We start from the raw sequence: 22,336 nt of genomic DNA, 5'->3' as shown, positions 1-22,336 counted from the left end.
ATGCCACGCGCCTTTTTTGTTCTGCTGCTTCTGTTGCTCGCGGCCGCGCCGCTGCGGGCGCAGAAGCAGTATGTGCGGGAGCAGCAGACCTGGCTAGGCGTGTTCAACCAAACGCGGTTTTCGCAGCGCTGGGGCTCCTGGACCGACCTGCACCTGCGCCTGCACGACCACTTCGTGCGGGAGAAATTTCAGGCCCTGGCCCGCGTTGGGCTCACCTATTACCTCACGGACGACGTGCGCCTGACCGGCGGCTACGCCTACGTACACCACTACCCCGATGGAAGCCGCACTGTAGCCCAGCCCGAGCACCGACCCTGGCAGCAGGTGCAGTGGTTTACCAAGTTTCCCAAAGCCCGCCTGATGCAGTGGGTGCGGCTGGAAGAAAGGTTTCGGCGCACCATTCAAAGCAATGAGCGCACCGACGACTTCGACTTCAACTACCGCATCCGCTACAACGCAGCCCTGTTTCTGCCGCTTACCAAACGCGGCTTCGAGCCGGGCGGGGTGCAGTTCCTGCTCAACAACGAGGTGATGATGAACCTCGGCAGGGAAATCCGCTACAACTACTTCGACCAAAACCGCTTCTTCGCCGGGCTATCCTATCAGGTAAGCAAGCACGGGCAGCTGCAGGGCGGCTACATGCACCTGTTTCAGCAGCTGCCGGCGGGCAGCACCTACCGCAATCAGCACACCATCCGGCTGTTCTACTTCCACAATTTTGACTTGCGGCCTACGCCCCCGCCCGTCCCCACTCCTAGTCCCTCACAACCGTAATGGCTGATACCCTCAAGCTCTCCGAAGTTGAACACGTGAAGGATGCCAGCAACTTTTTGCGTGGCACCCTGGTCGGGAGCGTGCAGAACCCGATTACCGGCGCCCTGTACCCCGACGATACCCACCTCATCAAGTTCCACGGCTCCTACCAGCAAACGGACCGCGACCTGGACTCGGAGCGGAAACGCCAGAAGCTGGAGCCGCTCTACTCCTTCATGATTCGGGTGCGGGTGCCGGGTGGGGTGGCTACGGCCGACCAGTGGCTGCGCATGGACGAGCTGGCCGACGCCTACGGCAACCACACGCTCAAGCTCACCACCCGCCAGGCTTTCCAGCTGCACGGCGTCCTCAAGCGCGACCTGAAAGCCACCATTCAGGGTTTTAATGATGTGCTGCTGGACAGCATTGCCGGCTGCGGCGACGTGAACCGCAACGTGATGTTCAACCCCAACCCGCACCTTTCGCGGGTGCACGAGCAGGTATACGAAGTCACCAAGGCCATCAGCACCCACCTCACGCCGCGCACTTCCGCCTATTGGGAACTGTGGCTCGATGGGGAATCGAAGTACAGCAGCGTGCTGAACGACGGCGAAGGCGACTTCGAGCCGATTTACGGCAAAACCTACCTGCCCCGCAAGTTCAAGATTGCGCTGGCCGTGCCGCCTTACAACGACACCGACATCTTCGCCAACGACCTGGGGCTGATTGCCATTGAGAAAAACGGCAAGCTACTTGGCTTCAATTTAGCCGTAGGTGGCGGTATGGGCATGACGTTCGGGATGCCTGATACCTACCCCCGTCTGGCTGATATCATCGGCTTCGTGCCTGCCGATAAGGTAGTGGAGGTCTGCGAGCAGGTGGTCACCATTCAGCGCGACTGGGGCAACCGCGAAAACCGCAAGTTCTCCCGCCTCAAGTATACCCTGGACCGCGTGGGCCTCGACGTGTTCAAAGATGAGCTGAACCGCCGCCTGGGCTTCGACCTGGAGCCCGCCCACCCCTACACCTTCCGCTCCTCCGGCGACGCCTTCGGGTGGAGCACCGGCCCTAATGGGGCCCGCCACCTCACGCTCTTCGTGGAAGGCGGACGCGTGCTGGACACCGAAGCCAGCCGCCTGAAAACCGCTCTGCGCGAAATTGCCCGCTTCCACACCGGCGACTTCCGCCTTACCGGCAACCAAAACCTGATTCTGGCCAACGTGGCACCCCAGCACGAGCTGGCGGTGCAGGCCATTCTGACGGAACACGGCGTGCTGGTGGAATCCAACGAAGTGCACACCGGCCTGCGACGCGGGGCCTTAGCCTGCGTAGCCCTGAACACTTGCTCATTGGCTTTTGCCGAGGCGGAGCGGTATCTTCCCCAGCTTTTGGCTAGATTAGAGGAAGTCATTCGCGCGCAGGGCCTGGCTCAGGACGACATTCTGCTGCGGATGACGGGCTGCCCCAACGGCTGCGCCCGCCCCTACCTGGGCGAAATCGGGTTGGTGGGCCGGGCCGTGGGCCGCTACAATCTATACCTCGGCGCCGCTTTCAACGGGGAGCGGATGAACAAGCTGTACCGGGAAATGTTGGACGAAGACGGCATTGTGCGGGAGCTCACGCCCCTGCTCGCCGACTACGCCCAAAACCGTCAGCCGCAGGAGCGTTTCGGGGATTTTGTGGTGCGCCAGGGCTACGTTAAGCCCACCCTCAGCGGCCTCACCTTCCACGAGTAGCCGGTATCATCAAGTAGTTGTCATGCTGAGCGTAGTCGAAGCATCTCTACCGCTTCGGGAAGTTTACTACACTCCCAAGATGCTTCGACTACGCTCAGCATGACACCTTCAACCTCCTCAGAGGTTGGTTGCCTTTCTTCTCTGACCTCGACCACAACCAAATGCCTCTAACTTCTAACAACGTTCTACCTCAATCGGAGCCGCCGCCCCAGCCGGATGTCAACCGGCTGTTTCCGGTGTTTCTGAAGCTTGAGCAGTTGCACGTGCTGCTGGTGGGCGGCGGGGCCGTGGGCTTTGAGAAGCTGTCGGCTATGCTGGCCAACAGCCCCGCCGCGGCTGTAACGGTGGTGGCCACTTGGTTTTCGCCGGAGTTGCGGCTGCTGGCCGAGCGGCACCCTGCCGTGCAGCTGCGCGAGCAGCCCTACCACCCCACCGACCTTGTGGGCCACGACCTGGTGATTGTGGCCACCAACGACAAGGAGCTCAACCTGAGCATCAAGGCCGACGCCACGCGCCAGCGCCTGCTCTGCAACGTAGCCGACACGCCCGCCGCCTGCGACTTTTACCTCGGCTCCATCGTGCAGAAGGGCGACCTGAAAATTGCCATCAGCACCAACGGCAAGTCGCCCACCATTGCCAAGCGCTTGCGCGAAATGCTTACCCACACCCTGCCCGACGAGTTGCACGATGTGCTCCAGCGCATGTCCCAGATTCGGGAGAAAGTGGGCGGCGACTTTGCCCACAAGGTAAAGTCCCTGAACGCCGTGACGGCGGAGCTGACGGGTGGGCCGGCGTATGAGTCGCCGGCTGCTACCCGCTGGCGCAAGATTGCCACGGCTTCGCTGCTGGCGTTTGCGGCCATGCTGGTGTTCAACATCCTGTCGTACTACTTCACCTGGCAGCAGGTGTGGGACGTGGCCAGCTCTTCCCAGACGTTCTACATCTTCGTGGCCATCGGCTTCGGAGCCCAGCTCATTGACGGGCTGCTGGGCATGGGCTACGGCGTGGTCACGGCCATCAGCCTGATGACGCTGAACATTTCGCCAGCGGCCGTTAGCTCCAGCATTCACACGGCCGAAATGTTTGCCAGCGGGGCCTCCGGCTACCACCACTACCGCTTCGGCAACGTGAACAAGAAGCTGTTCAAAGTGCTGCTGATTCCGGGGGTATTGGGCGCTATTCTGGGCGCATTTCTGCTGTCTAAATTCGGAGAAACCTACGGCAGCTACGTACGGCCCTTCCTGGCCGTGTACTTATTGCTGCTGGGAATTCGCATTATTTCAAAAGCCTTTTCCAAACCCGGGCCGCGCAAAAAGCACAAGAAGCTGGGCTTTCTGGCGGCCGCCGGGGGCTTCCTGGATTCGTTTGGCGGCGGTGGCTGGGGCCCGTTGGTCACCAGCACCCTCATTGCCGGGGGCCGTACGCCGCAGTACGTTATCGGCTCGGTGAGCGTCACGGAGTTCTTCGTCACGTTTGCCAGCGCCCTCACCTTTTTCGCCACCATTGGCATTTCACACTGGCAGATTATCCTCGGGCTGATTGTGGGTGGCATTGCCGCCGCGCCCTTTGCCGCCCGTCTCGCCGGCCGTATTCCCACGCGCTGGATGTTCGTGGGCGTGGGCTTGATGGTCATTGTGTGGAGCCTGTGGTCGTTGCGCAAGCTGTTTCTATAAAAGCAAAGCGCATCGTGACGTACCTAATATGCAGCAAAAAGCCTCACCAAATGCTTGGTGAGGCTTTTTAATTATAATCGGGTATCGTATCAACCAGCTTCCGGCAATGTGACTTCACCCGCAGATTCTCCTGGATTGGAAGCCGAATTCGCAGGCACTGTGGTACGCTGAATCCGCCGCAGCAACCAGTACAGCACCAACGCACTTAGTGCTACCGCTCCGAGGTATGCTCCCCAGGAGCCAAAGGCTTCCACGGCCGACTTTTCCTCCAGCTCCTTGCCACTCATCATGCCCGCGAAAGCCAGCAGATTATTCAGGGCATGCCCGGCCATACACAGCCACAGGGACTGCGTGCGGTAGTAGAGCCACCCCAGCACGAGGCCGATTAATGCTGTAGCCACTACCTGCGCCGGGTTGATGTGGATAAGACCGAAAACCACTGCCGATAAGCCGATGGCCAGCCACGGCCGCCCGGGGTAGTTGCGCAGGAGCCCCCGCAGCAGAACCCCTCTTAGCAGCAGCTCTTCCAGGATGGGCGCCATCAGACACAGGCTCACAAAAGCCAAGATCGGGCTTTTCGCCAGGTCTTTAAACGTCTTATCTGCCCAGTTAGGCAGGTGCAGCAAATCCACGAGAGAAATCACCAGAAGCATGGCCAGCACCAGCACAGGCAGCGCCACGTACAGCCACATTTGCTCCTGCCCGCGCAGCCTGATGGGCAGCCAGCGCCGGCCGGCTTGCCAGCGCATAATACCCAGCAAGGCCAGATTACCAACTACCGTCATGATAACCAGGCCGGAGGCCAGGGAAAGGTGCAGGACTTTTTCGCAGAGCAGTAATAGGGGAATACCGCCCCCCAGCATCACGAGCAGATACCACCCCAGAAACGCCCAGCTTTCTTTGATGGTGGGGTAAGCTGGTGGCCTACGGGCTTTGGTCGGCGGCTCAAGTACAGTTGTTGCCATTCGATAAACTGATAAATGAAACTAAATCGGGAGTAAAGCTAAGTAGCGCCCCGGCATAAAACAGAACGGGCCGAGGTTTTCACCCCGGCCCGTAGCTGTAAATTCACTTCAGCTGCTTGCTTAGCCCGCTCGTTGCGCCGCTTGCTGCCCCAGCTTGCTGTGCTTGCGGCCGTAGCCGAAGTAGATAGCCAGCCCAATAGCCAGCCAAACAGCCAGGCGTAGCCACGTTTCCCAAGGCAAGGACAACATCATAACCAGGCAGGTGACGATGCCGAGAATGGGCACCAGCGGCACCAGCGGGGTGCGGAAGCCGCGGGGGGCGTCGGGCTCTTTTTTGCGCATGATGAGCACGCCCGCGCACACCATCACGAAAGCCAGCAGCGTGCCGATGCTCGTCATCTCACCTACCACCGAAATGGGCACAAAGCCCGCGAACAAAGCAATGAACAGCCCGAGCAGCAGGTTCGACTGCAGGGGCGTGCGGAACCGCTCGTGAATGCGGGCGAAAACCGGGGGCAGCAGCCCGTCCTTGGCCATGGAGAAAAACACCCGGCTCTGACCTAGTAAGTCCACCAGAATGACGGAGGTGTAGCCGATGATGATGGCCAGAATAACCGCCGAGGAAAGCCAGGCGTAGGGCGTTTTCTCGATGGCAATGGCCACGGGCGCGGCGCTGTTCTTGAACTCGGTGTAGTTGGCCAGCCCCGTCATCACGTGGCCAAAGAGCACGAACAGCACGGTGCAAATGAGCAAAGAACCGATGATGCCGATGGGCATATTGCGCTGGGGGTTCTTGGTTTCCTGGGCCATGGTGGCCACAATATCAAAGCCGATGAACACGAAGAACACCACGCCCGCCCCGCGCAGAATGCCGCTCCAGCCAAACTCCCCAAATACACCGGTATTCTGCGGGATGTAGGGTTGGTAGTTGGCCGGATCGATATACTGCCAGCCCAAGGCAATGAACACCAGCACCACAGCTACCTTCAGCGTCACCACCAGCGCGTTGAACCAGGCCGAGCCCGAGGTACCGCGGATGATGATGAGCGTAATGGCCAGCACGATGAGCATAGCGGGCACGTTCACGAAGCCGTGCACGGTGCTGCCATCGGCCAGCGCGGCCGTTTCAAACGGCGACATCACCAGCTGCGGGGGCAGATGAATGCCATACTTGCTCAGAAACTTGAGTAGGTACTGCGACCAGCTGATGGCCACCGTAGCAGCACCCACCGAGTATTCCAGGACCAAATCCCAGCCGATAATCCAGGCGAACAACTCGCCCATAGTGGCGTAAGCGTAGGTATAGGCCGAGCCAGCTACCGGCACCATGGCGGCAAACTCGGCGTAGCACAGGGCGGAAAAGGCGCAGCCCACGGCCGCTACCACGAAGGAAAGCGTAACGGCCGGACCAGCGTTGTTGGCCGCCGCAATACCCGTTAGCGAAAACAAACCCGCACCGATGATAACCCCGATGCCGATGGCAATCAGGTTGAAGCCGTTGAGGGTACGTTTGAGCGTGCCCGCGCCGGTTTCGGCGGCTTCCAGCCGCAGGAGTTCCAGGGACTTTTTAAGCATAAACAGGGGTGGCGAGAAGCCTGAGCTTCCCGGGTAAGTGAAGAAAATGGCGCAACCTGGTTTCTGGCAGCTGCAAAACAGACCAGTCCAGCCAGTCTGATCCGACCGGGGCATTTGCGCAACAGGAAAAACAGAGAAAGGAGCCGGCAACAGCTAGCTCAGGCCCGCAGGCAGATTAGCTCAGCAACAACACCGCGCGCTACAACAAGCCTCAGCAGCACCAGTCAGACACACGAAGGCAGCAGAAACGATAGGCAGAGCAGTACGGCGAGGCAAAAAGTCCACAGCAACTTGTTTTTATATGGTCAGGAGTTGGCACCGTTCCGCGGAGTGCGGGTGGTTGCCGGCGCGTCGTCGAGCCTGTCTCTCGGCGCCTCTGTATAAAAACAATCCTTCGGGCTAGAAAGAATTGATGCCGCAAAGGTAGCCCCGGAATTTCCGGCCTGCAAACCGCCACCTCAGTCGCAATTTCAAGCCTTGGCCAGACGTAATACACTGCTAAACAACCTTCTGCTCTACCCGATGATAATCCAGGGTGAAAGTTTAACCCGAAAATTTAAATTTTTTCAGAAGGAGTTTTAGCCTGATTTCGCCGAAACTGGCACCGGAGTTGCAAACCACCCCACCAAAGCCGGTTTTGCTGATTCAGCTTGACGCGGGCTTCTTCTCCTCAGTTGCACAATTCACTTCTTCTCTCGTCATGAAAAAGCTTCTTGTTCTCCTTCTTGCCTTCTCGATTTCCGCTGGCGTAGCGTCGGCCCAAACCACCACGGCTCCAACTGGACCGGCTAAAATGCACCGCGGCCACAAAGACCAGAAAGCCAACCTCACGCCCGAGCAGCGCGCCGACAAAGCCGCCAAGAAAATGGCTGAGAAGCTGAACCTTTCGGCCACTCAAACTACGCAGGTTCGCCAGCTGCACCTGGCCCGTTTCCAGGAAATGCAGGCCCACAAGGCCCAGGCCGGCACCACCCCCGCTCCTGCCGACAAAAAGCAGCACCACGCGGCCATGAAAGCCAGCAAGCAGCGCTACGAAGCGCAGCTTAAGCAAATCCTGAGTGCCGAGCAGTATGCCAAATACACCCAGCTGCAGGCCGAGCGGATGCAGAAGCGCAAAGCTCACCGCCAGCACATGGCGGCTCCTCAGCAAGGCAAAAGCTAAGCTGCTGGTTCACGCATAAAAAAGGCCCCGACGGAAACGCCGGGGCCTTTTTATGACCTAATAGACCGTCATGCTGAGCTTGGCGAAGCATCTCTACCTCTTACTAATCAATTGCCATTGCAACGAAGCGGTCGAGATGCTTCGGCTACGCTCAGCATGACGCGTATTTATGGTAGTCGTTCTTGTTCCTTCTCGGCCGCAAACCAGCGCAGGCGGTAGCAGTTGATGGCGGTTTCGCCGAGCTGCTCGACCAGCTTGTAGTTGGCCACCGCTCCCACGGCCGCCCCGATGACGGGAATGAGCTGGGCCAGCTTGGCCAAGTCGATGTAGTCGCGGTACTCCTGCTGGAAGGTGCGCCAGTCGAACTCGTTGACATCGGTGGGCAGGGTGTGGCGGTAGGTTTCCCAGGTAGCTACGCGCTGGTAGATTTCGTTGCGGGTGTGCTGGGAGCTAAAGGCCAGCTGAAAGATGTGCAGCAGGAACAGCCGCTCGGAAAAGTCGCGTACATCGTGCCCGTAGAGGGCGGCTACGTCGAAAAGGAGCTTGAGCTTGAGACCGAGCAGCAGCGGAAAATCGGCGAGGCCGAGCAGGAAGCCGCCCGCGCCGGTGGCGGCACCTTCGGCGGCGGCTGTGTTGCGGTAGTAGCGGATGCGGGTGCGCACCAGGGCTTCGCGCTCGGCCAGAGCGGTATCGGGCAGGGGCTTGCGGGTGGTGTGCATAGAACCGAACAGCACGCCCTGCACCATTTTCTGGATGGCGACGGTGAGGGCCTTGTGCAGCTTTTCGGGCAGCAGGGCGTTGAGTCGCGCTTGCACCCGGCGGGTAAGGCGGCCCAGCAGCGTGGGCTTCCGCTGCATCCGTTGCTGCCAAGCTTCAAAGTCAGGTAGGGCTTGATGGTCGTAGGGGCTAGGCATTCTATCGTATCGTAAGTTGCAGGTACTTGTATTTGCTTGCCGGCAACCTTGCTAACTGCCCCGCTTCCTTTTCGGCAACTGCTGCCGGGACTACTTTTAAAAGCACTACTTGGCTACCGCTCCAACATAAATCTATTGGTATCCAATCCTGCTGATCAATGGTTATTAATGGCTTTACCCTTCCATTTACCATCTTATATATCTGCACTCCGTTAATTTCCTCCATACCCCAACCAGCGTATAAGGAGGCCATTCTGGTAAGATCAGACGAAAGCGCAGGAGTGCCCCATAAGGTATCGACCCGACCACTCTGCTGATCGACAATGTATGTTCTGGAAGATTCCCAGTATTGGCAGCGGACCAGGCACTTATGAATAGCGGCTATGCTGCCTGCATAACTGAACTCTTCCTGATCAACCTCATATTTCTCCGCCGGCTTTCCTACAAAGCTTACGGCTTTACCATTACTTAATTTTATTCTTACTGATTTCTTGGAAACTGTGACGTTGTGCCAATTCATCACAATGCTGGGTTTTGCCAGATAATGCGCTTTATCAAATGCAGCTTTCGTACTGATTTGTAAAGTATATCCTGGCTTCGCACGCAACGTAGATGGTTGCAGTACTGTAGTACTGGGATTATAGCCTGCCAAGAAACCCAGCCATAAGCTCAAAATGACCTGCATTGAATAAGTGTTTCTGGATAAGAGTTATTTCAAGCTATACACCCGCTCAATCATTTCTACCACCTTCAGGCCTTCCAGCGCATTCGTGGTAGCCAAACCGCCTTTTTGCAGGGTTTCCAGCACGTTTTCGATGACGTGGACGTGGTTGGCGGCGGAGCCCTGGTAGGCGCCGTAGTGGTTGGCTGGGTTGGTGGGCGGCAGCGTGGGCAACTGATAGTCGCGCAGGTGGCAGTGCTCTACTTTGTCCATGTACTGGCCGCCGAGGCGCAGGCTGCCATGCTCGGCTACCACCGTGAGGGAGCTTTCGAGGTTCTGGTCCCACACGGCGGTGCTGTACTGCAGCGTGCCGCTGCCCCCGCGCACGAGGTCGAAGGTGACGAGGCCGGAATCTTCGAATTCGGTCAGGTGCTGGTGGTTGAAGTCACGGAAGCGGGCCGAGATGTTGGTGATGTCGCCGAACACCCAGTACAGCAAGTCTACGAAGTGGCTGAACTGGGTGAACAGCGTGCCCCCGTCGTGCTGGCGGGAGCCGTGCCAGGAGTCGGGCGTGTAGTACCGCTCGTCGCGGTTCCAGAAGCAGGTGAGCTGCACAAGGTAAATCTGGCCGAGGCGGCCTTCATCATAGATCTGCTTAAGCCAGGCGGCGGGCGGGGAATAGCGGTTTTGCATCACCCCAAACACGCGGCGGCCGGTGGCCTGGGCGGTGTCCACAATAGCCTGAGCATCCTGCGTGCGCAGGGCCATCGGCTTCTCGACTACCACGTGCAGGCCGGCCCGCAAGCCCTGAATGGCCTGGGGCGCGTGCAGGTAGTTGGGCGTGGCTACCGTGAGTACGTCGGCGGCGGGGCCAGCCTGCAGGTACTCCTCCAGCGACGGGAAGAACAGTACGCCGGGAAACTCGGTGGCCAAGTCGGGCTGCAGCTCCGCGCGGATATCAATGAGGGCGACGAGTCGGGCACCGGGCTGGCGGGCCACTAGGGAGGCATGACGGCGGCCAATGTGGCCCACGCCGCAGATAGCGAATCGAATGTCAGGTAAAGAATCGGCCACGGACTCGGTTGGCAGGGTACATAAACAGCCCGCAAGCTGCGAAAAAACCGGCGGTTGTGGGCGTATGTTCTGTAAGGAGTTTTATGGACCGTCATTCCGAATAGAACGTCAGGCTGAGCGGAGTCGAAGCATCTCTACCGCTTCGTTGCACTGCTATCATAACAAAGCGGTAGAGATGCTTCGACTCCGCTCAGCCTGACGGATTATTTGGCAACATCAGCACGCAAGATTCCTCGGACACTGGCTTGATACGCCACATACTCGGAATGACGTTCTGATTTATTTGGAACGGCGGGGACGAGGCTCACCCCTACCTTTGCCAAAACATCATCTTGTATGGCCCTGACGCAGCTGGCTGGTATTGAAGTGGACTTGGTGCGCAAGCGAATGCGCAGTCTGCGGCTGACGGTGTACGCCGCCGGGCGCGTGCGCGTGTCGGCGCCGCTGCACACGCCCCTGGCGGCGGTGGAGGAGTTTGTGCGGACGCGCCGGGCCTGGATTGAAAAACATCAGCAGCAGTTTGCGGCCCGCACCCCTGCCCCGCAGCTACAGTTTGAAGCGGGCGAAACGCATTTCTACCAGGGCCAAGCCTACACGCTGGCTGTACACCCCGCCGACCGTCCCCGGGTGGAGCTACACCCCGAAACCCGGGAGCTGCACCTCTACGTGCCGGCCGAGGCCACCCCGGAACAGCGCGCGGCCTTACTCACGGCTTGGTACCGCCAGCAGCTGCGGGCGCTAATGCCGCAGCTGCTGGCCAAGTGGGAACCAGTGGTGGGGCGGCAGGCGGCTAGCTGGGGGATTCGGCAGATGCGCACGCGCTGGGGCACGTGCAACATTGGCGCCCGGCGCATCTGGCTGAACCTAGAGCTGATGAAGCGGCCGTTGCTCTGCCTGGAGTACGTGGTGGTACATGAGCTAAACCACTTGCACGAGCGGCTGCACAATGCCCGTTTCTGGGGGCTAATGGACCAATTCATGCCCGATTGGAGAGACTACAAGGCTGAGTTGAACCGCATCCACCTCACGCCCGGTGCCCCGCCCGACGCAGACTGAGCGCTGCCTGAAAAGACGTTTACCTCAGCCTGACCTTTTAAAGTATTTGGCATAGCCTGGTTTGCGTTGAAATCTGGCTGGCTAGACAACGCGCGAAAAACTATTCTTCTGCGCGAAACCCGTGACTGAACCCGCAACGACTGCGGCGAGGCCCGCGACGATTGAATCCAAGGCCGCGACGACCGGGGCGACACCGCGGACACCTGAATCCGGATCCGCATCGAGTGAGTCCAAGGCCGCATCGAGTGAATCTTGGCCCGCAACGACTGCGTCCGGCCCCGCGACGACTGCGCCCACACATCGGACTTTTGGTATCCGGTCGGCGGACTTTTGGTATCCATAGGTCGGACTTTTTGCGAAAAACAGTACAAATTGACTGGCTGCATTTTGGCTGCAAACTGTCACACTCGCTAGGGAGTGAGGCTTGCCTTCGCCCCCTAGCGCGTTTTCGCACGTTGCTGCGGTGGCAATACGACCGGGCAGCGCCACCTAGAATGCCTGCAGCACCGCGCTGATATACACCTGCTCCTGCTCCGAGAGTGTGGGATGGATGGGCAACGACAGTACCGTGCGGCACAACTGCTCGGCCACGGGGAATTGCCCGGCTCGGTAACCTAGGTATTGGTAAGCGGGCTGCTCGTGCACGGGCAGTGGATAGTAGACGGCGCTGGGTACGCCGTGCCGGTGCAGGTGCTGCTGCAGGGCGTCGCGGCGGCCGGGCTCGTCGGCCACGCAGATGGTGTATTGGTGAAACACGTGGGTGCTGCGCGGGTCGCGGGCCGGGATGGTGATGCCTGCTATTGGGCTAAGTAGGGCGTCGTAGCGGGCGGCCACGCGCTGGCGGGCGGCGGTCCAGGCCGGTAGGTAGGGCAGCTTCACGCGGAGCAAGGCGGCCTGCAGGGTATCGAGGCGGGAGTTGAGGCCCACGTGCTGGTGGTGGTACTTGCGCGTCTGGCCGTGGTTGGCAAGCTGGCGCAAGTAGGCGGCTCGGGCTTCATCCCGAGTAAACAGGGCGCCCCCGTCGCCAAAGCCCCCGAGGTTTTTGCTGGGGAAGAACGAGGTGGTGCCCACCTCGCCTACCGTGCCAGCCATCCACGTTTCGCCGGAATCAGGCTGAAACGTGGCCCCAATGGCCTGGGCGTTGTCTTCAATGAGGACCACGCCGTGCGCGTCGGCCAGCGCCCGTAAGGCCTGCAAATCGGCACACTGGCCGAACAAATGCACCGCCACAATGGCGCCAGTGCGAGGCGTGAGAGCGGCCTGCACGGCAGCGGGGGCGAGGTTAAAGGTATCGGGTAGCACGTCGGCGGGCACGAGACGCAAACCCAGCACGGCGGCAGCTTCCAGGGTGGCTACATAGGTGAAGGCGGGCACAATGACTTCGGCCCCGGCGGGCAGGTTCAGGCTCATCAGGGCCAGCTGCAGGGCATCGGTGCCGTTGGCGCAGGGAATGACGTGGGCACCGCCGAGGTAGTGGCTTAGTTCCTGCGCAAACAGCCCCACGGCCGGCCCCTGGATGAAAGCAGCTTCGGCCAGCGTCTGGCGCACCGCCGCTTCCAGCTCGGCCTGAATGGGCGCGTGCTGGGCCGGCAAATCGAGCAACTGAATGGGCGAGGAAGGACGAATAAGCGCAGGCAAGGAAGGCAGGGCATCGAGGGTGGACGCCAAAGATAGAAGTCCGGGGCTATCCGCCGCGTGCGTAACCCCGGGCGGCATGGCGTCGTTATGGCAGCAGTTCAGCTCCAGAATGAGCCGACTATTTCCCGTTCAACTTTCTCCTCCCTACTGCCATGTTGAAAAAATTCATCACCCTACCCGCGCTGGCTGCATTGCTGCTGACCGGCGCCATGACGCAAACAAGCTGCTCCCGAACCGAAAAAGCCGAAGTTGCTCAGGATAGCGAACAGGCTTATTCCGATTTCCGCACCTTTGTAACCAACGCCGAAACCAACGCCGAAATGGTGGGCGACAAAACCGAAGAGCAGTGGAACCAGGAAACTACCCAGCTGAAGGCCGATTATGATGCCCGCGTAGCCGCTGCCGAAGCCGGTATGTCGAGCTGGGATGAGGCCCGCCGCACCGAGTACGACCAGTTGAAAACCCGCTACACTACGGCGTACGACAAGCGCGCCGCCGCCTGGAGCAGCCGCGCCGGGGCTTCGGCGTCTTCGGGCACGCCTATCAAGCTGGGCAAATACTACAAGCCCTCCTCCCCTGCTGCCCAGATTACGGCCGCCAATGCCCGCGCTACCTATGAGGCCTTCGTGAACAACATCAAAGCCAACGAAAACCAGTACGACATCGACGACTGGCGCAACATCAATGCTGAGTGGCGTGCCCTTGATGAGGCCTACGATAAAATCAAAGGCGACATTTCAGCCAAAGATTTGGCCGAAATTCAGAAGGAAAAGCTGAAGTACGCGGCCTTCAAGTCGTACGACAAAGCTGAGGCCCGCACGGCCCAGGGCGCCGACGCCGTGAGTGGTGAGGCGAAGGAATTAAGCGCTGAAACGGCCGATGAGCGCAGCAAAGTAGGCCAAGCCGCCAGTAACACCGCTTCTGACGTGAAAGATGCCGGTAAAACTGTAGGCCAGAAAATCGGTAATGCCGCCAAAAAAGTAGGCGAGAAAACCAAGGAAGGCTACAAGGAAGTGAAGTCGGAAGTGAAGAATACCGACAACGACTAGCTTTCTGTTAGCTCCTAGCCAATGGCGCTTCGCCGTTCGCCTATTGTATATCGTGTTTCAACCGCCAGCCTCTACGGGGCTGGCGGTTTGTTTTTAGGCGTAGGCTGTCGTGGCTAACAGGAAAGCGCCATCAGCTAACTACTTTCCTGGTGCGGCCGAGGGCCAGGAGCAGCCAGTAGAGCTTCAGCGCGTCGAACTGCCGTAAGCTTCCCGGTACGCCTTGCAGCAGCTGTCGGCGCACCCGGCGCTGCACCAGCGCAAACCCCCGGCAGAACGCCTGGTCGAGGCCCATCTTACGAAGGCGCAAAGCCGAGCGCAGGAGCTTAGTATCGGTGCCCAGTCCTTCGGCCCGATACAGTTGCGCGAGGTTGAGCACCGCCTGCCGCGACTTGCGCAGGAACTCCGCCGCTGGCTCCAGGGCATCGTGGAGGACGGGGTTATCGAGGTGGTGTACGTGTACCTGCTGTTCCTGCAGCGCCCAGCCCAGCTTGGTGTCCTCGTGGCCATAGCGCGTGAGGTGCTCATCCAGCCCGATGCCGCGAAACACATCGGCGCGCATCAGCACATTTTTCAGGTTGAACTGCGCATAGGGCTGCCGTTGGCGGCTCTTCGCGGCGCGGGCTTCGCGCAGGCGGCCGTAATGCCAGCGCAACAGTTGGGGCCCGGTTGGGGCTTCGGCAGCATAGGTTGTGCCGCCTACCAGCACCGGTGCCGTGGCGAGGGCCGTGGCGTAGCGGGCCAGAAACTGGTCGTCCGGCAGGGAAATATTATTATCCAGCAGCAACAGCCAGGGGTGCTGAGCCGCCGCCGCCAGCCGGTTCCGGATAGCTGAGCGGCCAATATTTGCCGGTAGTTCGTGGTAGACAACCCCCGCCCACGCGACCATGGGTCGGTTCAGAGCCCGCACCGCGTCCTCAGAACCGTCGTCGAAGCACAGAATTTCCACGGGGCCGGGCCACTGACGAGCTTGTTGTGCCAGCATCTCTACCAGCCGGGTCACATCCCGGTTATAGATAGGTAGCAGAACCGACAGGCCAGACATGAACGAAAAGCTAGGGTAACTGATACAACCTGGAGCTTAACGGCCGCTCAGCTCCAGGTTGGCCGTAGCGGAGTCCAGCAGGTGGCCGTCTTTGCATTGCAGAATGCGTTGCGGGTATTGGCGGAGCAGCGGGTAGTTGTGCGTAGCCATTAGTACGGCCGTGCCCGCGTGGTTGATTTCCACAAACAGCCGCATGATGCTGTCGGCTACATCAGGGTCGAGGTTGCCAGTGGGCTCATCGGCCAGCAGCAGCAGGGGCTCGTTGAGCAGAGCGCGGGCAATTACCACCCGCTGCTGCTCGCCGCCGGAAAGCTGGTGGGGCATTTTGCCGGCTACGTTGGCCAGGCCCACGCGCATCAGCACTTCCGAAATGCGTTGTTTTTTGCGGGCCTTCCCGGTCCAGCCGGTAGCGTTCAGCACAAACAGCAGGTTGTCGGCAACGGAGCGGTCAAAGAGTAGTTGAAAATCCTGAAAGATGATACCCAGCTTGCGCCGTAGCTGCGGCACTTGGCTGCGGCTGAGCCGTTGCAGGGGCACGTCCGCTACGGTGCCGGTGCCTCCGCCCAGGGGCAGATCGGCGTAGAGTGTTTTCAGCAAGGAGCTTTTGCCGGAACCCGTACGGCCCACCAGGTACGCAAACTCGCCCTTTTCCAGCCGAAACGACACCTTTTGCAGCACGGTATTCACCTCCTGCATGATATACGCGTCGTGGAGCTCTATTACGGCCATGCGGTTACGGCTGAGGGACTTAGGAATTAGGAACGAGAGTCTTGGTAGTTCGGATCCTGGATAAGGTTCAAAGGTGCAGCAAGCCGGTGGCTAACAGAACGCCATTCAGGCCCTTGCCACCTAAGCCCTAAGACCCTAAGGTCAGTTTCTGCAGCTTGCCAAACTCAAGTTGCTCGATGACGGAGGCCAGGGGTACTTCCTTGCCTTCCAGCCCGTACCGATGCAGATCTTTCAGGGGACGGTCGGCGCGGAAGTACGCAATGAGCACGAAGTTTTCGTCGCGCAGCTGGATGTAGTCCGGAATCTTGGCCTTGCCTTTTACTTTGATGATGTACATCTAGGTCAATGTGCTAATGTGCTGATGTGATTGAATGTGCTAATGCTCTCGATTGTAAATTAACACCTTAGCACATTCAACCACATCAGCACATTAAGAATTTACTTTCTTATGATCGGCCAGGAAGGTAGCCAGTCCTTTGTCCGTGAGGGGGTGGTTGAGCAGCCCGGTAATGACGTTGAGCGGGCAGGTTACCACGTCGGCACCCAACTCAGCGCACTGAATGAGGTGGGGTACGTGGCGCACCGAGGCCGCCAGCACCTGCGTGGGGTAGCCGTAATTGGAGAAGATGTCTACAATCTGCTGCACCAGCTGCAGGCCGTCGTGGCCGATGTCATCGAGCCGGCCCACAAAGGGCGAAACGTAGGTGGCTCCGGCTTTGGCGGCCAGCAGCGCCTGCCCGGCCGAGAAGATGAGCGTGCAGTTGGTTTTAATGCCTTTATCGGAGAAGTAGCGGATGGCCTTCACGCCGTCCCGAATCATGGGTACCTTCACCACAATGTTGGGGTGCAGCTCGGCCAGCGCCTCCCCTTCCCGGATGATGCCTTCAAAATCCGTCGCAATTACCTCAGCCGATACGTCGCCTTCCACCAGCTCGCAGATCTGGCGGTAGTGGCTCATCACGGCATCCGTGCCTTTGATGCCTTCCTTAGCCATTAAGGACGGGTTGGTCGTTACGCCGTCGAGGACGCCTAGCTCTACTGCTTCCTGGATTTCGCGCAGGTTGGCCGTATCAATGAAAAACTTCATGCGAACAGTTTGAAAAAAACAATGCCCCAAAGCTAACCGATTGCGGGCAAACGCCGCGCGCGGTTTCGTTGGGGCATGGACAAAAAAAAGCGAACCAATATCGCACCGCTCAACCGCCTACCCTTGCTACCTTCCGGTCCTGGGGGAGTTCAGCAGGAGCTGGTCGTACTGATTCGCCGTTGCAAATATACGCACGGATTCCGGGCCGGTGCAAGGTTTTTTCTGTTTTAACTCCAAACCCAGGCCATGTAGCTGAGGCAGAAGCCAAAAAAGGAGCACCTGCGTGCTCCTTTTGGTTTGTTTTCGTAGCGTCAGATTGAAGGCCGGCCCGAAAAAGGCCAGGCCGGTTATTTCTTTTTATCAGCCTGCGGCGCCAGGCTCACATTTACGGGCAGGTAGTTGCTGGCATCAATTTCCTTGTCGACGTAGCCCCCGTAGCTGAAGAGGAGCTTGTTTACGCCGGCCGGCACCTGCAGGGTGTAGAAGCCTTTGGCATCGGTGCTGGCGGCCACACCGGCCCCCCGCACGTACACGGTAGCGCCAATCAGGGGCTGGCTATCCTCGTCCATCACCCGCCCGGTGAGGGTAACTTTTTCGGGGGCTGGGGCGGCCAGCACCGCATCCGCTGTGATTTCTTCTTCACTGCTCAGTACCGGGTCCCGGATTTCATCGGGCGGCGTAGTGGGCTTCAGTACCGCCGCCATGGTGGCCGTAGTGGGCTCCGGAGCTGGCGTGGCAGTCTGGGCCTGGGCTGCTCCGATTGGCAGCGCAAACCCTAGTAAACCGAGAACGAGAGTAGCGTAACGCATGGCGGACAAAGGGGTTAGTGAGACAGGGAACGGAACAAAGGTGCACGTACCGGATGCCTGCATCAAGGCAGATTGTGACCTTCCCGTGACAAGTACCCTGGATGCAAAAACTTGCACATTTCCTATAACCATTGTGCAAAAGCCATGCACTGGGGCTGGGCAGCAGGAAAATCCCGGTATTTGTCGGTACGTTGTGACAACTCCACTGTAACGGTAGCATCAGCCGGCGGCTAAATATTCTTCCCGCGGAATGCTCGCAGGCAGTGTTAGGTCTGCAATCTGCGTTTTACCTTTGCCCATGCCTCAACAGATTCTCATTCTCGATTTTGGGTCGCAGTACACCCAGCTCATTGCCCGACGCATCCGGGAACTGAACGTTTACTGCGAAATCCATCCGTATAATCACGCCCCGAACCTCACTGAGGATATTCGGGGCGTGGTGCTTTCGGGCTCCCCCTGTTCCGTGCGCGACGCCGACTCGCCCAACCCCGACCTGAGCCGCTACCTGGGCCAGGTGCCGGTGCTGGGCGTGTGCTACGGGGCCCAGCTGCTGGCCCACCAGCAGGGCGGCGAAGTGCTGCCCGCGACCATTCGCGAGTACGGCCGCGCCCGCCTGGCCCGCGTAAACCACGAGTCGCCGTTACTCCACGGCGTGCCCACCGAGTCGCAGGTCTGGATGTCGCACGGCGACACCATTAAGAGCCTGCCTGCAGGGTTCGACATCATTGCCAGCACCCCAGAAGTGGCCGTGGCTGCCTTCAAAATTGCGGAGCAGGAAACCTATGGCATCCAGTTCCACCCCGAAGTAACGCACTCTACCGACGGCAAAACCCTGCTGCAGAACTTTGTAGTGAACATCTGCGGGCTCGACCAGAGCTGGACGCCGGAGCACTTCGTGGACTCGATGGTCGCTACTCTGCAGCGCACTATCGGGGAAGAAGACCAGGTGATTCTGGGGCTTTCCGGCGGCGTGGACTCCTCAGTGGCGGCGCTGCTATTGCACAAGGCCATTGGTAAGCGCCTGCACGGCATTTTCGTGAACAACGGCCTGCTGCGTAAGGATGAGTACGAAGACGTACTCCACTCCTACAAAGACCTGGGGCTGAACGTACGCGGTGTGGATGCTTCCCAAGAGTTCTACGCGGCCCTCACCGGCCTCACCGACCCCGAGCTGAAGCGCAAAGCCATTGGCCGCACCTTTATTGAAGTATTCGACCGCGAAGCCCAGAAAGTAGAAGGGGCCCGCTGGCTGGCCCAGGGCACCATCTACCCCGACGTCATTGAGTCGGTGTCGGTGAAAGGCCCGGCCGTGACCATCAAAAGCCACCACAACGTAGGCGGCCTGCCCGAGAAGATGAACCTGCGCATTGTGGAGCCGCTGCGGGCCTTGTTCAAGGACGAGGTGCGGGAAGTAGGCCATACCCTGGAGCTGCCGGTAAATATTCTGCACCGCCACCCCTTCCCCGGCCCCGGCCTGGGCATCCGCATCCTGGGCGATATTACGCCCGAGAAAGTAGACCTGCTCCAGCGCGCCGACGCCATCTTCATCAACGGCCTGAAAGAGCACGGCCTCTACGAGAAAGTATGGCAGGCCGGCGTGATGCTGCTGCCGGTGCAAAGCGTGGGCGTGATGGGCGACGAGCGAACCTACGAGCGGGTGGTAGCCCTGCGCGCCGTAACCAGCGTAGACGGCATGACGGCCGACTGGGCCCACCTCCCCTACGAGTTCCTGGCCGAAGTGAGCAACAAAATCATCAACCAGGTGCGCGGCATCAACCGCGTGGTGTACGATATCAGCTCCAAGCCCCCAGCGACGATTGAGTGGGAATAGAAACCACGGATTTGGGCGGATTTCGCGGATTTTGGGGACGGTTCGCGGGCAGTAGCGGGGCGCCGCCCCGCGCCATTCGGCTGGCTTTACTGTCCTAATGCGCGAGTTGCGCTGCCTAGCCAACCTGAAGCATACTTGTAGACATTACCAACCGCTCGGCCATTGGTCGGGCGGTTGACGTTTTAGGGCTGAGCTATTTCCAGCAAGGCCTGGCCTTCTAAGTCATAACCTACGGTGTTCTGCTGCTGATGGCGAGTGAGTTCCCTCATAAACAGCTGGAAGCGGATGTTACCGGCCGTGGCTCGTAGCGTGAGGTTCGTAGCTGGCAGTTGCAAGTATGTGCGCTGATTGTGGCCGTGCTGGCGAGCCAGCGAGTCGGCTACGCGGCCGGGAAACACCGAGAGGCGCGGTTGCCAGCGTTGATTGGCTCCCAGCTGCTCCAGCAGCAATGTACGGCCACGTTCCTGGGTGCGTAGCCGGAACGAGCCTTCCCGCACGGAAGCCGTGGCCACAACCTTGTCGGTTGAATCATGAGTATACTGGGTAAAGCGCACATTGGCCCACCAATAACGTCCGTCTCCCAGCTTCAAGTATTCCGTCGCATCGGCGGCAAAAGAGGCTGAAATTTCCTGGGCTTGGTCAGTAGCCTCTGAGTCGGTCCAGGCTAGCAGGCTGATAGTAAACAACCGATTGGACTGCCATTGTACTCGCTCCCATTTTGTGCCGGCCAGCAAGGAATCCGGGAGCTGCAGCGAAGCGGTAAATAAAGGCTGCAGCTGCTCGGCAGCATTTCGCTCGGCGAAGAAGTAGAAGATGGACGAAATGCGCTGACGCACTGCGAAAGGCAGCGTCATCACTCTTGCACCGGCGTCGTCCAGCTTGCCATCTTTTAGCAGCTTGTACCGGAGGCTGATTTCGCGCAGCTGCCCACGCTGACTGCGCTGGGCAACGGCAAAGGCACTAAGAGGGCCTACGGCCGCTAGAAAGGCCACCAGCGCCAACGAGGCCGGAATCCAGATGATGCCTTGCCCCCGGCGCACCAGAAAGTAGATGGCCATGCAGAAAAGCCAGGCGGCCAGCACCAGCACAATGTACCGCTCTTCCGTCACGCCATATTCCCCAACGCGGGTGCCAATAGCCACGGCTAGTAGTCCCAGAAGCGGAAACAGCGCCAGGTAAAACCAGCGGGCAAAAGTCCGGATCCAGGTATTTTCGGCGGCCTGCCGGATGGGGTGAATCAGCAGCAGCGCGAAAATGCCCGCTACGGCCAGCGCCAGGATCAGCGTGGAAACCCAGCCTTTGGGCAGCGTCCAGAGCCCCACGATGCGCGCCAGATAGGCATACAGAATCACCAGGTACAGCACCACCAGGGGCAGCAGCACAAACTGCGTGAACAGCTTGAGGCCCTTGGGATAAACGGCCTCCTGTTCCAGCTCGTCAAAATTCCGGGGAACACCGGCCAGGAAAAACCACGTGTTGAATACCGTTGCCAGCACCACGAACAGGTAAGCGTAAAGCCGCTCGTTCACCTTTACATCGAACAGGTTATCAATGGCCACCAGAGCCAGGGAACAACCCACAAACAGGACGCCGGAATACAAGCCGGCCGTGAGAATGCGCAGAAACAGGGTTTCGTTGTAGCGCCAGAAGCCCGGTGTATCGGCCCGCCCGCGCAACTCCGAGACGTAGGGTCCGGCCGCTACGGCCAAGTGTAACGCCAGCAGCAGCAGCGCCAGCCGTATTCCCCAAGTGGTATCCAGCTGAGCGGGCGCCAAGCCAAACCACAAGCCCAACAGCCCCAATGCCCCAGCTAGGCTGCCCCAGCGCAGCCCTGGTCGCCAGTGGTACCGCTCGGCCGTGAGAGCCAGGGCCAGCGTGAGCGAAAGACCCAGCCCGGCAGCCGACAGGGCCGGAAAAAGCCATTGCACGTTTTGCTCGGCCTCATTGTCGAGGTCAATAACGTAGAGGCCAACTCCGCACAGCACGAAGGCACACAGCAGCGTGAGAGGAAAGCGCCGTGCCACCCGGGCTGCTTCGGCAGTAAGGCGCTGGAGGGAGGGTAGTTTGATAGCCATAGCAGAGAATATGCCCGGCAAGAACGACCCTTTTATTGAGTTTGTTAACGGGCAGGCGCCCCTCAGACTAGCGGAGTAGCTCCTCTACTTCCAACAGCAGCGCCGTATTTTCGAGGATTTCCTGGAGCTGGGTAAGTTCAACCAGCGAAAAGACCAGCGCCATGCGGCAAACCGGGGTACGCAGGGCAATACAGCGCACTTCGGGGTCTTGGGTGTGCAGGCAGTGGTGCTGCCAGGTACGCGCTACGTATGCCCGAAACTCCGCAAACTCTGCGGCGGTGGTAGCCAGGGCAACATTGCCAAAACACACGTGCAGGTGCTGCGTCCGTGGGCACCGCGCACAGTAGCCAAATTCGTTGTGGTGAAAGAACTGCGCCATAAACGCGAGGAATTGAGGAATGATCCGGCAAGTATAACTATTTAGAATTTTTCTAAATAATAAAGCCCAATTGTTTTCTACCCCGCAGGCTTTTTGCTGAAAGTAGCCTCACAACTTCTACCTTGAAC

The 22,336-nt window shown here is 59.4% G+C and carries 20 protein-coding genes, 1 other RNA gene and 1 riboswitch; of the genes, 7 read left to right on the top strand and 14 right to left on the bottom strand.

Annotated features, from left to right (window positions below):
- The 3 genes from HER32_RS18430 (at position 1) to HER32_RS20370 (ending at position 4,162) form a co-directional block, all read left to right on the top strand.
- On the top strand, positions 1 to 774 hold the full coding sequence (locus tag HER32_RS18430) for a DUF2490 domain-containing protein (RefSeq protein WP_168682938.1): 774 nt from the start codon (positions 1 to 3) through the stop codon (positions 772 to 774).
- Positions 774 to 2,489 (top strand): assimilatory sulfite reductase (NADPH) hemoprotein subunit, encoded by a 1,716-nt coding sequence (cysI, locus tag HER32_RS18425; protein WP_168682937.1) that lies wholly within the window; start codon positions 774 to 776, stop codon positions 2,487 to 2,489. Before HER32_RS18430 ends, cysI begins: the two co-directional genes overlap by 1 nt.
- Positions 2,490 to 2,650: 161 nt before the next feature.
- A complete protein-coding gene (locus tag HER32_RS20370; protein ID WP_168682936.1) occupies positions 2,651 to 4,162 on the top strand; it encodes a TSUP family transporter in 1,512 nt (503 codons plus the stop codon).
- An 89-nt stretch (positions 4,163 to 4,251) separates the two neighbouring features.
- Here the strand turns inward: HER32_RS20370 and HER32_RS18415 are convergent, their stop codons facing one another.
- Together HER32_RS18415 and HER32_RS18410 are read right to left on the bottom strand one after the other, a co-directional pair.
- Entirely contained in the window at positions 4,252 to 5,127 is an 876-nt protein-coding gene (locus HER32_RS18415) for a CPBP family intramembrane glutamic endopeptidase (RefSeq protein ID WP_168682935.1), read from the bottom strand.
- Between the two features lie 120 nt (positions 5,128 to 5,247).
- The gene (locus HER32_RS18410) at positions 5,248 to 6,702 is read right to left on the bottom strand and encodes an amino acid permease (protein WP_149070602.1); all 1,455 of its coding nucleotides are present in this window, start codon (positions 6,700 to 6,702) and stop codon (positions 5,248 to 5,250) included.
- Between the two features lie 294 nt (positions 6,703 to 6,996).
- Positions 6,997 to 7,089, bottom strand: a riboswitch (SAM riboswitch).
- 313 nt (positions 7,090 to 7,402) lie between these two features.
- Here HER32_RS18410 and HER32_RS18405 point away from each other — a divergent pair.
- Positions 7,403 to 7,864: a DUF4890 domain-containing protein gene (locus HER32_RS18405; RefSeq protein WP_232066306.1), complete on the top strand. Its 462-nt coding sequence runs from the start codon at positions 7,403 to 7,405 to the stop codon at positions 7,862 to 7,864.
- Positions 7,865 to 8,031: 167 nt separating this feature from the next.
- On the opposite strand, the gene HER32_RS18400 is transcribed toward HER32_RS18405, so the two are convergent.
- From HER32_RS18400 to HER32_RS18390, 3 genes are read right to left on the bottom strand one after another with little or no spacing between them, the layout of a single operon-like run.
- Complete coding sequence (locus HER32_RS18400) at positions 8,032 to 8,778, bottom strand: EcsC family protein (RefSeq protein ID WP_149070601.1); 747 nt, start codon at positions 8,776 to 8,778, stop codon at positions 8,032 to 8,034.
- A gap of 1 nt (position 8,779) precedes the next feature.
- Positions 8,780 to 9,463, bottom strand: a complete 684-nt coding sequence (locus HER32_RS18395; RefSeq protein ID WP_149070600.1) for a hypothetical protein — start codon at positions 9,461 to 9,463, stop codon at positions 8,780 to 8,782.
- A gap of 24 nt (positions 9,464 to 9,487) precedes the next feature.
- Complete coding sequence (locus HER32_RS18390; protein WP_232066305.1) at positions 9,488 to 10,513, bottom strand: Gfo/Idh/MocA family protein; 1,026 nt, start codon at positions 10,511 to 10,513, stop codon at positions 9,488 to 9,490.
- Positions 10,514 to 10,849: 336 nt separating this feature from the next.
- Here HER32_RS18390 and HER32_RS18385 point away from each other — a divergent pair, with 336 nt between their 5' ends.
- A complete protein-coding gene (locus tag HER32_RS18385; protein WP_168682934.1) occupies positions 10,850 to 11,569 on the top strand; it encodes a M48 family metallopeptidase in 720 nt (239 codons plus the stop codon).
- Between the two features lie 489 nt (positions 11,570 to 12,058).
- Here the strand turns inward: HER32_RS18385 and HER32_RS18380 are convergent, their stop codons facing one another.
- Positions 12,059 to 13,237, bottom strand: a complete 1,179-nt coding sequence (locus tag HER32_RS18380; protein WP_232066304.1) for a DegT/DnrJ/EryC1/StrS family aminotransferase — start codon at positions 13,235 to 13,237, stop codon at positions 12,059 to 12,061.
- Positions 13,238 to 13,359: 122 nt separating this feature from the next.
- On the opposite strand from HER32_RS18380, the gene HER32_RS18375 reads away from it, so the two are divergent.
- The gene (locus HER32_RS18375) at positions 13,360 to 14,256 is read left to right on the top strand and encodes a hypothetical protein (protein ID WP_168682932.1); all 897 of its coding nucleotides are present in this window, start codon (positions 13,360 to 13,362) and stop codon (positions 14,254 to 14,256) included.
- Between the two features lie 130 nt (positions 14,257 to 14,386).
- On the opposite strand, the gene HER32_RS18370 is transcribed toward HER32_RS18375, so the two are convergent.
- The 6 genes from HER32_RS18370 to HER32_RS18345 all read right to left on the bottom strand — a co-directional run bounded on the left by HER32_RS18370 (position 14,387) and on the right by HER32_RS18345 (position 17,923).
- Positions 14,387 to 15,298, bottom strand: coding sequence for a glycosyltransferase family 2 protein (locus HER32_RS18370; RefSeq protein WP_149070596.1), 912 nt, complete (start codon positions 15,296 to 15,298; stop codon positions 14,387 to 14,389).
- Between the two features lie 36 nt (positions 15,299 to 15,334).
- Positions 15,335 to 16,027, bottom strand: a complete 693-nt coding sequence (locus HER32_RS18365) for a cell division ATP-binding protein FtsE (protein ID WP_149070595.1) — start codon at positions 16,025 to 16,027, stop codon at positions 15,335 to 15,337.
- A 127-nt stretch (positions 16,028 to 16,154) separates the two neighbouring features.
- On the bottom strand, positions 16,155 to 16,364 hold the full coding sequence (locus tag HER32_RS18360; protein WP_149070594.1) for a fructose-6-phosphate aldolase: 210 nt from the start codon (positions 16,362 to 16,364) through the stop codon (positions 16,155 to 16,157).
- A 93-nt stretch (positions 16,365 to 16,457) separates the two neighbouring features.
- Entirely contained in the window at positions 16,458 to 17,114 is a 657-nt protein-coding gene (gene fsa / locus HER32_RS18355) for a fructose-6-phosphate aldolase (RefSeq protein ID WP_149070593.1), read from the bottom strand.
- 83 nt (positions 17,115 to 17,197) lie between these two features.
- An RNA gene (gene ffs, locus HER32_RS18350) (signal recognition particle sRNA small type) lies at positions 17,198 to 17,294 on the bottom strand.
- 167 nt (positions 17,295 to 17,461) lie between these two features.
- The gene (locus tag HER32_RS18345; protein ID WP_168682931.1) at positions 17,462 to 17,923 is read right to left on the bottom strand and encodes a carboxypeptidase-like regulatory domain-containing protein; all 462 of its coding nucleotides are present in this window, start codon (positions 17,921 to 17,923) and stop codon (positions 17,462 to 17,464) included.
- Between the two features lie 298 nt (positions 17,924 to 18,221).
- Between HER32_RS18345 and guaA the strand changes: the two genes are divergently transcribed.
- On the top strand, positions 18,222 to 19,754 hold the full coding sequence (gene guaA / locus HER32_RS18340) for a glutamine-hydrolyzing GMP synthase (protein ID WP_168682930.1): 1,533 nt from the start codon (positions 18,222 to 18,224) through the stop codon (positions 19,752 to 19,754).
- 182 nt (positions 19,755 to 19,936) lie between these two features.
- Here the strand turns inward: guaA and HER32_RS18335 are convergent, their stop codons facing one another.
- Both HER32_RS18335 and HER32_RS18330 read right to left on the bottom strand, forming a co-directional pair.
- Positions 19,937 to 21,829: a DUF4153 domain-containing protein gene (locus HER32_RS18335; RefSeq protein WP_168682929.1), complete on the bottom strand. Its 1,893-nt coding sequence runs from the start codon at positions 21,827 to 21,829 to the stop codon at positions 19,937 to 19,939.
- A 67-nt stretch (positions 21,830 to 21,896) separates the two neighbouring features.
- Positions 21,897 to 22,208: a DUF6686 family protein gene (locus tag HER32_RS18330; RefSeq protein ID WP_149070589.1), complete on the bottom strand. Its 312-nt coding sequence runs from the start codon at positions 22,206 to 22,208 to the stop codon at positions 21,897 to 21,899.
- Between the last annotated feature and the right edge of the window lie 128 nt (positions 22,209 to 22,336).

It is taken from the genome of Hymenobacter sp. BT18, from assembly GCF_012273015.1.
In the GTDB taxonomy this organism is placed as follows: Bacteria; Bacteroidota; Bacteroidia; order Cytophagales; family Hymenobacteraceae; genus Hymenobacter; species Hymenobacter lutimineralis.
Note: the sequence above shows the minus strand (reverse complement) of the source record. Positions and strands in the feature narration are given on the sequence as shown.